We start from the raw sequence: 13,077 nt of genomic DNA, 5'->3' as shown, positions 1-13,077 counted from the left end.
CCGGCACGGGAAAGACCATTTCCCGCGGCCCTCGCGAGGCGCCGGCGCTACGGATCGAGCCCTTCCCTGCACGCGACCCGGAGCTCACCGAGCGCGGCGACGAGCGCGCCGCGCTCGCCCTGCCACGCCGGCGACGGGTCCTCGGCGTCACGCCGGCGGATGTGCTCGCGGGCCTCGTCCCAGAGCGGACGCGGCGGCTCGAGCGGCGGCACCCGCGCGCGCACCGCGTCCGTCAGGCGCAGCACGCGCTCGACGCGGGACAGCGCCTCGCCGAGCGGCACCTCGCCCGCCTTGCAGCGCCGGAGCAGGCCACACTCGTAGCTGCTGCACACGGAGAAGCGCATCTCGTAGACGGTGCACTTCCTGTCGAGGTGGCAGGGGCACGGCAGGCTGAAGGCGTCGTGGTACCGATTGCAAGCGAGCGGCAGGCGCAGCTTCTCGGCCCGCGGGAGCTCGTGCTCCTCGAGCGGCGCGACGTCGAAGAGCAGCCCCGTGCAGCAGAGGCCGCACGCGGTGCAGAGGTCCGAGCCGTCCGGCCGCGCCTCGGGGGCTTCGTTCGCTGGGGGAGCGCTCACCCGCGTCGATTGGCACGCGCGTGGCCGCGCGTCGAGGCGCGAAGCGGGCGGGCGGCGCGCGCGTGTCTGACGAGCGCGTGTCTGACGCGCGCTCAGTGCGCGGCGTCGTCGAGCACGATCTCGCGCAGGTGGTCGAGCCCGACGGACCCGGAGCCGATCACCCTGGCGTGAAACGCCTTCAGATCGAAGGCCTCGCCGTGGCGGCGCCGCAGCGTGTCGCGCAGCTCCAGGACGACGCGCTCGCCGACCTTGTAGGAGATCGCCTGCCCCGGCCAGCCCAGGTAGCGCGTCGCCTCGCTGTGCGCGTGATCCAGCGGGAGGAAGGCCCGGCGCTGGAGGTACTCGACGGCGATCTCGTAGCGCCAGGGCTCGCCGGCGTGGAGCGGCGCGTCCCGGGGGATCGGCAGCTCCAGGTGCATGCCGATGTCGAGGACGACGCGGTAGGCGCGCGTCAGCTTGCCCGCGAGCATCCCGAGCACGTAGTCGGGGCGCTCGAAATAGCCGAGCTCGTACATGAGCTGCTCGGCGTAGAGGGCCCACCCCTCGGCGTGGCCGGAGTTCGTCACCAGGAAGCGGTGGAGTCGGCTCAGCCGGTCATCGAGGTGCACCTGGAGCGCGCACTGCAGGTGATGGCCAGGAAAGCCCTCGTGGTACGCCGTGGTGATCTCCTCGTAGAGCGGGAACGCCTGCTTCGTGCCGGGCGCATACCAGACGGTGCCGGGCCGCTTGAAGCCGTCGCTCGGGGGCACGTAGTAGGCGCCGAGCGCGCCGCCCGGCGGAGCGAGCTTCACCTCGATGTGACGGATGGGCGCCGGGATGTCGAAATGGACGCCGTCGAGATCGGCGAGCGCCTTTCGCTGGCGCTCGGACATGATGCGGAGGAACTCGTCGGCGCCCTGCGCGCAGCGGGCGGGGTCGGTCATGAGCAGATCGATCACCTCGGACAGCGACGCGCCGGGGAGGATCTCGGCGGCGAGGCGCGCCATCTGGGCCTCGATGGCGTGCACCTCGGACCACCCCCAGGCGTACGTCTCGATCGGGTCGATGCTCGCGCCGAGGAAGCGGCGCGAGAGGCGCAGGTAGCGCTCCTCTCCCACGGCGTCCGCGGCGCGCGCGCTCGGCAGGTACGTCTGCTCCAGGTAGCCGGCGAGCGCGCCGAACGCGGCGCGCGCCCGCTCGACGCCGTCGACGACGCGCGCGCGGCCGGCGCCCGCGCCGCGACCCGACGCCTCGTGAGCGGCCGGCAGCGTGAGGAAGAACGACGCGTCGCCCGCCTGGTAGCGCGCCTGCTCGATCACGGCGAACACCTGGCGACGCGCGACGACCTGGCCCGTCCGGCGCCCCTCCTCGAGCGAAGCGCGGTAGCTGTCGCACGCGCGCGGCAGGCCCTCCAGGCGCGACGCGATGGCCTCCCAGCCGGCAGCGCTGTGGACATCCATGAGGTCGAAGACCATCCGGAGGTGCTGGAACGCCGACTCGATGTTGTTGAGATCGCGCAGGTGCTCGCCGTGACGGAAATCGTCGAGCCGCTCCTCCAGGTGATCCGCCATGACACGGCGTGCGAGGCGACCCCACCGCGCCTCCGCCCCGGAGCGCGGCGGCGGCAGCGAGCGGAGCCGCTCCTGGAAGGACGCGACCGTGGAGGCCCAGGACGCGGCGCCGCTCGGGCTCCAGTCGTTCCAGGCGCCTTCGTCGCAGGGGATGCCCGCGAGGGTGGCATGGGCAGGACAGCGGGCAGCGAAGGCTTCGACGAACTCGTCGCTGAGGGCGAAGATAGGATCACGCGCGTCGTGGTCTTGGCTCACCGCGACAGCATATGCGGCCACGACCGGTTTTTCTCCGGGCGCGCGAGACGATCCGTCGGGTCTTCGTTACGCTTGCTGGAGGGAGGTCGCTCACGCGGCGGCCTCGGGGAGCGACATGAACCACCGCAGCCTGCCAGGCGAGCTCCATGACGACGACCGGCCCTCCTGCGCCGCTCCTCCATCGCGCCCCCGACCCCCGCAGCGGCGCGCCTGGCCGCGCGTCTCGGCGCTCGTCGCCGCGGCGGCGATCGCGGCGCTCGGCTGCGCCGCGAGCTCGGCAAGCCAGCCGGCGATCTCCGCGTCACAGCCCGCGGCGATGACGCCAGCGCAGATCGCGGCGCGCGCCATGCCGGCGGTCGTCACGATCCGCGGCGACGGCTCGCTCGGGGCGGGCTTCCTCGTCCGCGAGGACGGCTGGATCGCGACGAATTTCCACGTCGTCGCCGGGATGCCGGACCTCAAGGTGGTCCTCTCCGATCAGAGCGAGCACCCGGTGCTCGAGGTGCTCGCGTTCGACGAGGCTCGAGATCTCGCGATCGTCCGGATCCACGCGCCTCGGAGGCTCCCGCTGCTCTCCCTCGGCAACAGCGGCGCGGTCCGCCCCGGCGATCCGGTCGTCGCGATCGGCCATCCGCTCGGCCTCGCGGACACCGTGTCGAACGGCCTCGTGAGCGCGGTCCGCGTCGTGGATCCGGAGCTGACGCTGCTGCAGATCTCCGCGCCGATCGCGCCAGGCTCCTCGGGCGGCCCGCTGTTCAACGAGCACGGCGAGGTGATCGGCGTCGCCGCGGCGGTCTCGACGCAGGGGCAGAACCTCAACTTCGGCGTGCCCGCCGACTACCTCAAGCGGCTGCTCGTGCGCCCCGATCCCGTCCCGCTCTCGACGTTCGCGGCCGAGACGGCCGACGAAGAGCAAGGGCTGCCGGCGGTCAAGCGATCGGTGCCTCACCACGCGCTCGCGATCCTCCGCGGCTGCACCGAGGGTGACCTGCTCGTGCTGGCGCGCACGATGGACGGCGCGATCCAGGTCGGCTCGCCCCTCTACAACCAGGGGGATTTCGCGTCCTGCTATCACGTCTACGCCGGCGCCTCGCTCGACATGGAGCGCCGGCTCGGCCCCGCGTGCAGGGGCCCGAGGAACGCGCTCGTCGAGGGACGGCGCAAGGCGGCTGGCCTCGACGACGAGGCCGCCCAGGCCTGGGCGATGCGCGACGCGTTCGACGGGCTGCTCGAGGTGATCCTGCGCAAGGTCCACGGCGAAGCGCAGTGAGCGGCGCCTCGCCGCGGTAATGAAGGGGGCCGGGCGCGGCGCGCCGCGGCCCCGGAGCGCTGCTGCTAGTCGAGCTGCGCCGGCGCCGGCCGGCCCGCGTCGTGCGCGACGGCGGCGCGCGCCGCGGCGCCGCGGTGCCCCGCCGCGACGACCCCATCCCCCGCCGGAGCGACGCCGCCCTCCCCCGCCCCGCGCGGCTCGCCCTGGTCGTCGCTGCCCCGCATGAAGGGCAGGATCCGCTTGAGCCACGAGGAGACGTCGTCGAACAGCGAGTAGGCGACCGGGGTCGCGAGCAGCGTCAGGAGGAGCGCCAGCGTCTGCCCGCCGATGATCACGAAGCCGGTCGCGCGGTTCGTGCCCGAGCCCGCGCCGCTCGAGACGACGAGCGGGATCATGCCGGCGACGAACGCGAGCGTGGTCATCAGGATCGGCCGGAGCCTGTCGCGGTTCGCCTCCAGGATGGCCTGCGCCCGCGGCAAGCCGTGCTCGCGCAGCTTGATCGTGTGATCGATCTGGAGGATCGAGTTCTTCTTCACGACGCCGAACAGCACGACGATGCCGAGCAGCGAGAAGATGTTGAGCGACTGCCGGAAGATGATGACCGCGATGAACGCGAACGGCACCGTCAGCGGCAACGACAGGAGGATCGTGATCGGGTGCAGCCACGACTCGAACTGCGCCGCGAGCACGAGGTACATGAAGACCAGCGACAGGAGGAGGGCGACGAGGAAGCTCTTCATCATCTTGATGAGCTCCTTCGACGCGCCGACGGGGCCAGCGGAGTAGCCGGACGCGAGGTTCATCTCCGCGACGGCCTTGTCGAGCTCCTGGATGACCGTCTGCTGCGAGTAGCCCGCCTCGAGGTTGGCGGTCAGCATGACCTGCCGCTGCCGGTTGTACCGCTCGATGCGCGACGGGCCCGTCCCCTCGGCGAACGACACCACGTTGTCGAGCGTCACGGCGCCGAGCTTGGTCGACGGCACCGTGATCTTCGCGAGGCCTTCCTTGTCGGAGCGGAAGCTCGACAGCGCGCGCGCGCGCACCTCGTACTGCTCCCCGCCTTCGTTGTAGGTCGACACCTTGTACCCGCCGACCAGGAGCCGCAGGGTGCTGGCCACGTCGCCGACCTGAACGCCGAGATCGGCGGCCTTCTTGCGGTCGATGACCACGCGGATCTCCGGCTTGCCCACGAGCAGCGAGGTGTCCGGATCGACGACGCCCGGGATCGCCTTGAGCTTCTGCAGCAGCGCGTCGGAGTAGTGGCCGATCTTCTGGAGGTCGGGGCCCTGCACCTGATAGGCGATCTGGGTGCTCTGACCGCCGGAGAAGGCGGGCACGACGCCGATGTTCGCACGGAGCTTCTCCGCGTCGAACTGCGGAGTGAGCTCGCGACGAGCGCGATCGATGAGGTCCTGCTGCGACAGCGCGCGCTGATCCGCCGGCTTGAGCTTCACGTAGATGGTGGCGAGGTTCGGCGTCTTCTGCGGATCGTCGCCGATCGTCGTCAGCGTGTAGAGCACGCCGGGGAGCTTCTCGATGTCCGACGCGATCCGCGTGGCGATGACGCGCGTCCCGTCGAGGCTCACGCCCTCGGGCGCGCGCATGCTGACCTGGAACTGCGACTCGTCCTCGACCGGGAGGAAGTTGAACTTGGCCATGCCCCCCAGCACCGGGATCGAGAGCAGCGCCAGGAGCGAGGCGAGCACGATCACCCAGCGGTGCGCCATCGACCAGCGGAGGATCGCCATGTAGCCGCGCTCGATCGGCCCGTAGAAGCGCGACTCCTTGGAGCTACTGGCGTCGTGCTTCTCCGGCTTCTTCAGCCATCGCGCGGACAGCATGGGCGTCAGCGTGAAGCTCACGATCAGCGAGACCAGGATCGAGAACGCCATGGTGAGGCCGAACGAGTTCAGGAAGCGGCCGACGATGCCGCTCATGAACGCGACCGGGAGGAACACGGCGATCAGCGAGAGCGTCGTCGCGAGCACCGCGGGGCCGATCTCCTTCGTGCCCTGGAGCGCCGCCTCCCACGGGCTCGCGCCCTTCTCTTCGATCCAGCGGTAGCAGTTCTCGAGGACGACGATCGCGTCGTCGATCACGATGCCGACCGCGAGCGTCAGCGCGAGGAGCGTGATCCCGTTGAGCGTGAAGCCCGCCACCTTCATCAGGGCGAACGTGGAGATGATGCTCGTCGGGATGGCGATCGCCGAGATGAGCGTGCTGCGGGCGTTCGCGAGGAAGAGCGCGACGATGATCGCGGCGAGCACCGCGCCGAGCACGAGGTGCTCCTTGACCGCATGGACCGAGTTCTTGATGAACTCCGACTGATCGCGGGCGACGGCGATGCTGTACCCCTCGGGGAGGCGCTTCTCCACCTCGCTGATCCGCGCCTTCAGCCCGTCGATGACCTCGACGGTGTTCGTCCCGCTCTGCTTGCGGATGCTGAGGAGCACGGCAGGATCGAGGCCGCGGAAGCCGGCGGACTCCGGCTCCGCCATGCCGTCCTGGACCTCCGCGACGTCGCCGAGCCGGACGGAGTAGCCGTCGCGGTTCGCGAGCACGATGTCCGCCATCTGCTGGACCGACTGCACGCGGCCGCGCGTCCGCAGGGTGAGCGCCCTGCCCCCTTGCTCGATCCGGCCGGCCGGGATCTCGACGTTCTGGCTCGCCAGCGCCTGGGCCACCACGCCGCCGGTCAGGGAGTACTTCTCGAGCTTCTCCGGATCGATCCAGATGTTGATCTGCCGGCTCCGGCCGCCGATGAGCAGCACCTGTCCGACGCCGGCGAGCGACTCCAGCTCGCGCCGGAGCGTCTTGTCGGCGAACTCCGTCACCGAGCGGACGTCCGCCTTCGGAGACGAGACGGCGAGCGTGAGGATCGGCGCGGCATCCGGATCGAGCTTGCCGACCACCGGCGGATCGATCCCTTCCGGCAGATCGGCGAGGATGCCTTCGACCTTGTCGCGCACCTCCTGCGCGGCGACGTCGACGTCCTTCTCGAGCTGGAAGGAGATCATGACCTGGCTGAGCCCCTCGACCGAGGCCGAGCGCAGCTCGTCGATGCCGCTGATCGTGTTGACCGCCGACTCGATCTTGTCGGAGAGCTCCGTCTCGACCTCCTCGGGCGCTGCGCCGGGGAGGACGGTCGTCACGACGATGAACGGGAACTCGACCTTGGGAAACCGGTCCACGCCGAGGCCGAAGTAGGAGAACGCCCCGAGCACCGTCAGGAGCAGGACGATCACCGAGGCGAAAACCGGCCTACGGATGCAGATTGCCGCGAGCCATTGCATGGTCGCTACCTTTCTTCAGTAATGGGGCGCGCGGTGCGCTCGGCTCACTGCGCCGCCGCGACCTCGATGCCGTCCGCCAGCTCGCTCACCTTGTCGATCGCGACCTCATCCCCCTCGGCGAGCGGACCGACGACCTCGATGAGGCCATCGATCTTGCGGCCGGGCTTGACGAGCCGCTCCGTCACGCGATCGCCCGACTTCACGAACACGCGCGCGCTCGTCCCGGAGGTGCCGACCGCCGACTCGGGGACGAGGATCGCCGTTCTTGACTCGCCGGTCAGCGCCAGCTGCCCCTGCGCGAAGAGGCCAGGGCGGAGCTTGCCCTCGCTGTTGTCGAACTCGGCCTCCACGGGCAGGGTGCGCGACGAGGCCTTCAGGCTCGCGCCGATCCGCTTCACGACGCCCGGGAACAGGCGATCGGGGAAGGAGGCGACCGAGACGCTGACCGGCTTGCCCACCTCGATGTGCGCGATGTCCGCCTCGGGCACGTCGATGCGCAGCCGCAGCGGGTTGTCGCGGACCACGACCGCGACGACGCGGCCCGGGCTGGCGTACTCGCCGACGCTGATCCGCTTCTCGGCGATCGCGCCGTCGAAGGGCGCCCGCACCGTCGTGTCGGACACCGCCTTCGAGGCGAGCCCCGCCTGCGCCTGCGCGGACGTGAGCGCCGCGACGGTCGCGCGGATGCCGTTGACCGCTCCCTCATACTGCGCGGTCGCGTTCTGGGCCTGCGTGCGCGCCGCGTCCCAGGTCGACTGGGGGACGGCGCCCTGGTCGTAGAGCTGCTTCACGCGCTCGGCCTCGGACTTCGCGAGCTCCATGCTCTGCTTCGCGGCCCGGACCTCCGGCACCTGGTCGGGATCGATGCCCTTCGGCGACGCGCCGTCCTGCAGCGCGAGCTTGGCCCGCGCCTGCGCGACGGCCGCGGACGCGGCCTGCGACTGGAGCGCCACGTTGCGCGCGTCGAGCACGACGAGCGGATCGCCCTTCTTGACCCGTGAGCCCACGTCGACCGCGACGCTCACGACCAAGCCGCCGATCTGCGTCGCCGCCTCGCTCGTCTCGTCGGCGACCAGGGTGCCGCTGACGTCCAGCGTCTGCGCGAGCGGGCGCGCGATCACCTTTCCGAAGTGCACCGCGGGCTTCTGGCGTGGCGCGGCGGTGTCGCGCGCCGGCGACGGCTGCGCGTCCGCCTCGGGGCGGCGGCAGCCGGTCAACGTGGGCACCGCGAGCGCAGCGAGCAGCGCCGCGACGACGGCGGCGCGGGAGTGATTCGATGCGGCGCTACGAGCGCCGAGAGCCCATCGAGCGAAACGGCGCTCGGGTCCGCAAGGAGGATGTGTCATGGGGAGTCCGCCCGGTTCTTTGCCAGCGCCTGCCGGTGCGGTCCAGGAGCAAAGCTGGCGGGCAACACACTAGGGTGCTGACCGGCCGGTCATCAAGGGGGTGTTCCGGACAAGGTCTCCGTCCCTCTCGCACTTCATGCCGCCATGACCGCGAAAAACGTGCTGGGTGATGTGCGCCGGGTCGCGCGGCCGGCGGCCGGCGATGAAACGGGCGGGTGAATCGCGGGTCACCCTCCCGAAAAGAGGCGCCGAGGGCACCGCCGCGGGGCGCACACGCCCTCCCACCGAGTCGACCGCCGTGGCGAGGACGGTCGGCGATCATGCGAAGTACCTTCGCACAATATTTTAACACAATTTAATTCTTCTTTACCGGAAAGAGATCTGCCCCTGGAGCGCGGGAGAGCCGGAGGCGAGCGGCGCGGAGGAACGCCGGCTCAGCGCCACGGGTCGAAGGCGCCTCGGAGCACAGGGCCCGAGAGCTCGGCGAGGAAAGGGTCGAGCGCGCAAAGCGCGTCGAGCCACGCCACGTCGGAGGGCGAAGCCGTGGGCTGCTGGGCCAGGTACGCGAGGCGGCGGGCTCGGGTCGCGTGGGCGTGGGCGCGCGCCTCCGCATAGGAAGCCATCTCCCCGGCCGACATCATGAAGGCCCAGTCGCTCGATTGAAGGAGGAGGAGCTCGCGGATCGCCTGGTCCAGCGCGCGGCCGGGCAGGCCGCCCGCGTGGCGGCAACTCGAGAGCGCGCCCAGCACGGCGCGCTCGGCGTGGTGCGCGTGGCGCCACAGGGAGGACGCGCTCGGGCCCGTCCAGAATGCGCCGAACCCGCCTTCGCCCCACGTCGAGGCGGCAGGCTCCACGACCTCGACGGGCGGATGGCGCTCCAGGTACGCGCCGAGCGCGATCGGAACGGCGCGATCCGAGGCCGCGAGGCGGCGCAGGGCGTGCTCGAGGAACTCGGGCCCTTCGAGCCACCAGTGGCCGAAGAGCTCGGCGTCGTAGGGGGCCACCAGGATGGGCGGGGCGTTCACGCCGCGGATCGACGCGAGCGCGGCCTCGCGGCGGGCCACGAAGTCCGCGGCGTGCGCGCGCGCCTGCGCGGAGGCGCGGGCCGGGTCGTACGGCGCCTTGTCGGGGCCGGGCCCGGTCACGCGATGGAGCTTGAGGCCGGTCATGAGCCGGGTGCCGTCGGGACCGACCTCCCCTTCGAGCTCGCGCTCGGGCAGGTCGAGCCCGACGTCGCGGTAGAACTCGCGATAAACCGGGTGACCCGGATAGCCGGCGTCGCGCGACCAGACCTCGCGCGCGCTGTCGCGATCGCGCCCGAAGCACGCGAGGCCGGCAGGCGAGAGCACCGGGACGGACGCGCCGGCGGACGCAGGCGGCGCGGCGAGCGTGAGCGCGTGGGCGTCGAGCACGGTGAAGCGGACGCCCGCCGCCGCGAGATCGGCGTCGAGGCCCGGCGCGTAAGCGCACTCGGGCAGCCAGAGGCCGCGAGGCTCGGGCGCGCCGGTGAAGGCCGCGAAGGCGCGGCGGCCGAGCCGCAGCTGCGCCCGGATCGACGCCGGCGTGGCGAGCAGTCCGGGCAGGTACGCGTGCGTCGCGGCCGTGGTGAGGAGCTCGACGCGGCCCGCCCCGGCGTGGCGCACCAGGGCGCCCGGGACATCGCCGCCGAGCGCCTCCCACGAGCTCGCCGCGTCCGCGAGCCGCGCGCGGTAGAGCGCGGCGGCCCCGGCGAAGCCGCTCCCGGCGAAGCGGGCTTCGACCCGGGCCGCCAGCGCGGTGAGCCGGCGGAGGTGGTCCTCGAACCGGCGAAGGAGCAGCTCGTCGCGCAGCATCGCGAGGAGCGACGGCGAGACGGAGAGGGTCAGCGGGGCGACGACGCGGTCGGCGGCGAGGCGATCGAGGACCCCGAGCAGGGGGAGATAACACTCCCAGAGCGCCTCGAAGAACCAGCGCTCCTCCAGGGAGCGGACGTGCTCGGGGTGACGCACGTACGGCAGGTGAGCGTGGAGGACGAGGGCGACGTAGCCCGGCATGGAGCGCTGGAGGCGGGAAACCGCCGGTGGGCTGTCGTCTCGCACGGTCGCGCCCGCGCGGGAAGCGCGCGGCGAACGCGCCGGTCATGGGCGGCGGCGCGCAAGGCGCGGGCCGACGGGCTCCGCCTGGAGGCGCCGGCGCGCCGAGCGCTGGCGATCCCATCGCCAGGGGACCGTTCATCCCGGCATGGTGCGGAGATCCCTTATCAATTCCATTCTAGAAATGTTCCGGACGTGGCAGCCTTCCAGTCGAGTTACACGCATCAACCCTTCTTGAGCTCCGCCCCGAGGTCCGCTCCGAGGCGCTCGGCTTCATGCGTGTTTCCGGGCCACGACAGGCGCCTTTCCGCCCTTCGCAACCGGGAGCCGTCGGGCTCGGCGAGGAGCGCCCGAAGCCACAGCGCGTCGCCGTCCCGCACCGCATAGGCGGCCACCGGCGTCCGGCAACTGCCTTCCACCGCGGCCATCACGGCTCGCTCGGCAGAGACGCAGATCGTGGTCTCGGCGTCCGCGAGCGTCGCCAGGACGCCACGCACGCCGTCGTCCGCCGTGCGGCACTCGATGCCGAGCGCGCCCTGTCCGATCGCGGGCAACGACACCTCGGGCGACAGCACCTCCGTGGCGCGGCCTTCGAGGCCGAGCCGCTTCAGGCCGGCGAGCGCCAGCACCACGGCGTCGAACACGCCGTCGAACACCTTGCGGAGCCGGGTGTCGACGTTGCCACGGACCGGCTCGATCACGAGATCCGGGCGCGCCTCGCGCAGCGCGACCGCCCGGCGGAGGCTCGAGGTCCCGACCCGGGCGCCCGCCGGCAGCTCCGCGAGCAAAGCGCCGCTCCGGGTGACGAGCGCGTCGCGAGGGTCCTCCCGCGCGGGGATGCAGGCGAGGCACAGCGCCGGGGCGATCTCGGCGGGGACGTCCTTGATCGAGTGGACCGCGAAGTCGGCGCGCCGGTCCAGGAGCGCCTCTTCGAGCTCCTTGATGAACAGCCCTTTGCCGCCGATGTCCTGGAGCGAGCGATCCTGCGTCTTGTCGCCCGAGGTCACCACCTCGAGCTCGCGCAGGGAGAGATCGGGCACCGCCGCTTCGAGGGAACGAGCGAAGGCGCGGGACTGGGCGAGGGCGAGCGCCGAGCGGCGCGTGGCGAGGGTGAGCTCCGTGGGCATCACGCTCCCTTTAACCCAGCTGCGCTCACGGCCGCGGCTGGATTCGCGACGGCCATGACGCCCGCCTCGGCGGGGCGCCCGCCGGGCTGCCGCGCGTAAACGCCGTTGTCCTCTGCCGCCTGGTGGCGCGGATCGGCGTGCCGGGGCGAGGCACCGCCTCGAGCGCCGGAGGCGGGAGGCGCTGCCCCGCGGGCGGAGCGAGGCGTGGGAGGCCCGTCCACCGCGCCGCGCAGCTCCCCCTCGGCGAGCGCCGAGGCGGCGGCGTTCTCGGACGGCGCGCCGTCGATGTCGAACAGCTCCTGGAGCGAGTCGACGTGCTCGGCGACGCGGGGATCGCCGGCCATCGCGCGGAGTCGGGTGGTGGGCACGTGGAGCAGCTTGTTCGTGGCGGCGTCGATCATCATCGCGAGGGCCTGGCGCTCGGCCACGCCGAGGTGCCGGAGCTTGCCAGAGAGGCTGCGCTCGACCTCGGCGGCGAGGATGGATCGCGTGCGGGCCCGCAAGCCGACGATCGTGGGCGTCAGGGCGCGCTCGAGCGTCCACGCCTCGAAGGCCTGCGCCTCGTCCGCGACGATCGCCTCGGCCCGCGCCGCCTCGGCGGCGCGCCCCTCGACGGACTGCGCCACGATCTGCGAGAGGTCGTCGACATCGTAGAGGTACACGCTGTCGAGCTTGTTGACGGCGGGGTCGATGTCACGCGGGACCGCGATGTCGATGAGAAACAGGCTCCTGCCCTTCCTGGCCTTGCGGGCTCGGCGGACGAGGTCGGGCGTGACCACGTAATTGGGGCTCGAGGTCGACGAGATCACGATGTCGGCGTCGATGACGGAGCGCTCGAGGTCGGCCCAGGGGCGAGGCTCGCCGCCGACCTCGCGGGCGAGCGCGGCGGCGCGGTCCGGGCTCCGGTTGACCACGATGAGGCGGGTGCCGGCGCGGACGAGGAGCTTCGAGGCGGCCTCGGCCATGTCGCCGGCGCCGATGAGCAGCGCCGTGTGACCGGCGAGATCGGCGAAGATCTGGCGGGCGAGATCGATGGCGACGCTGGAGACCGAGACCTGCCCGGCGCCTATCGCCGTCTCCGTCCGCACGCGCTTGCCGACCTTGATGGCGCGGTGAGCCGCGCGGCCGAGCCGGGCGCCGAGGGTCTTCGCCCCGCGGGCCACCTCGATGGCCTCCTTCATCTGTCCGAGGATCTGCGGCTCGCCGACGACCATCGAGTCGAGCGACGCCGCGACGCGGAAGAGGTGGAGGACGGCATCGCTCCCGACGCGGCCTGCGAGGTGGCCCCGGACGGCGTCTCCGCCGAGGCCGACGAGGGTCGCGACGGCGGCGCGCAGCGCCTCGTCGTCGCGCGAGAGCTCCTCGTCGGACGGCGGCGGAGCGCTCCCGGGGCGGGGCGGCGCGGGCGCCTGCTGCCGGGGTGAGGCGTAGATCTCGACGCGGTTGCAGGTGGAGAGGACGAGCGCCTCTCCGATGGCAGGGTGGGCCGTGAGGCGCGCGAGCACCTCGGGCAGCCGATCCCGCCCGATCGCGAGCCGCTCGCGCACCTCGATGGGCGCGGTCTTGTGGGAGAGCCCGACGAAGATCAC

8 protein-coding genes are annotated in these 13,077 nt (G+C 72.1%); 1 reads left to right on the top strand and 7 read right to left on the bottom strand.

The window, feature by feature from the left end:
- Positions 1 to 47: 47 nt before the first annotated feature.
- Positions 48 to 575 carry a hypothetical protein gene (locus tag WME82_RS09180; RefSeq protein WP_438042530.1) on the bottom strand — a complete coding sequence of 176 codons (528 nt, stop codon included), beginning with the start codon at positions 573 to 575 and terminating at the stop codon, positions 48 to 50.
- A gap of 92 nt (positions 576 to 667) precedes the next feature.
- Entirely contained in the window at positions 668 to 2,380 is a 1,713-nt protein-coding gene (locus WME82_RS09175) for a DUF885 domain-containing protein (RefSeq protein ID WP_438042529.1), read from the bottom strand.
- 115 nt (positions 2,381 to 2,495) lie between these two features.
- Between WME82_RS09175 and WME82_RS09170 the strand changes: the two genes are divergently transcribed.
- The gene (locus tag WME82_RS09170; RefSeq protein WP_438042528.1) at positions 2,496 to 3,650 is read left to right on the top strand and encodes a S1C family serine protease; all 1,155 of its coding nucleotides are present in this window, start codon (positions 2,496 to 2,498) and stop codon (positions 3,648 to 3,650) included.
- Between the two features lie 65 nt (positions 3,651 to 3,715).
- Here the strand turns inward: WME82_RS09170 and WME82_RS09165 are convergent, their stop codons facing one another.
- The 5 genes from WME82_RS09165 to hemA all read right to left on the bottom strand — a co-directional run bounded on the left by WME82_RS09165 (position 3,716) and on the right by hemA (position 13,077).
- Positions 3,716 to 6,943: an efflux RND transporter permease subunit gene (locus WME82_RS09165; RefSeq protein WP_438042527.1), complete on the bottom strand. Its 3,228-nt coding sequence runs from the start codon at positions 6,941 to 6,943 to the stop codon at positions 3,716 to 3,718.
- A gap of 44 nt (positions 6,944 to 6,987) precedes the next feature.
- The gene (locus tag WME82_RS09160) at positions 6,988 to 8,169 is read right to left on the bottom strand and encodes an efflux RND transporter periplasmic adaptor subunit (protein WP_438042526.1); all 1,182 of its coding nucleotides are present in this window, start codon (positions 8,167 to 8,169) and stop codon (positions 6,988 to 6,990) included.
- 554 nt (positions 8,170 to 8,723) lie between these two features.
- Positions 8,724 to 10,322: a glycoside hydrolase family 57 protein gene (locus tag WME82_RS09155; protein WP_438042525.1), complete on the bottom strand. Its 1,599-nt coding sequence runs from the start codon at positions 10,320 to 10,322 to the stop codon at positions 8,724 to 8,726.
- 263 nt (positions 10,323 to 10,585) lie between these two features.
- Entirely contained in the window at positions 10,586 to 11,491 is a 906-nt protein-coding gene (hemC, locus tag WME82_RS09150) for a hydroxymethylbilane synthase (protein ID WP_438042524.1), read from the bottom strand.
- Positions 11,488 to 13,077 carry a glutamyl-tRNA reductase gene (gene hemA, locus WME82_RS09145; protein WP_438042523.1) on the bottom strand — a complete coding sequence of 530 codons (1,590 nt, stop codon included), beginning with the start codon at positions 13,075 to 13,077 and terminating at the stop codon, positions 11,488 to 11,490. The genes hemC and hemA overlap by 4 nt, the downstream gene beginning before the upstream one ends.

Source organism: Sorangium sp. So ce128 (assembly GCF_051525245.1).
Lineage (GTDB): Bacteria > Myxococcota_A > Polyangia > Polyangiales > Polyangiaceae > Sorangium > Sorangium cellulosum_B.
The sequence above is the reverse complement of the archived record's forward strand: the minus strand, read 5'-3'. Positions and strand labels throughout refer to the sequence as shown.

Excerpts from the sequence above, each read along its gene's own strand:
- WME82_RS09170 (WP_438042528.1), top strand. The coding sequence starts at position 2,496 with ATGAACCACCGCAGCCTGCCAGGCGAGCTCCATGACGACGACCGGCCC.
- WME82_RS09155 (WP_438042525.1), bottom strand. The coding sequence starts at position 10,322 with ATGCCGGGCTACGTCGCCCTCGTCCTCCACGCTCACCTGCCGTACGTG.
- WME82_RS09165 (WP_438042527.1), bottom strand. The coding sequence starts at position 6,943 with ATGCAATGGCTCGCGGCAATCTGCATCCGTAGGCCGGTTTTCGCCTCG.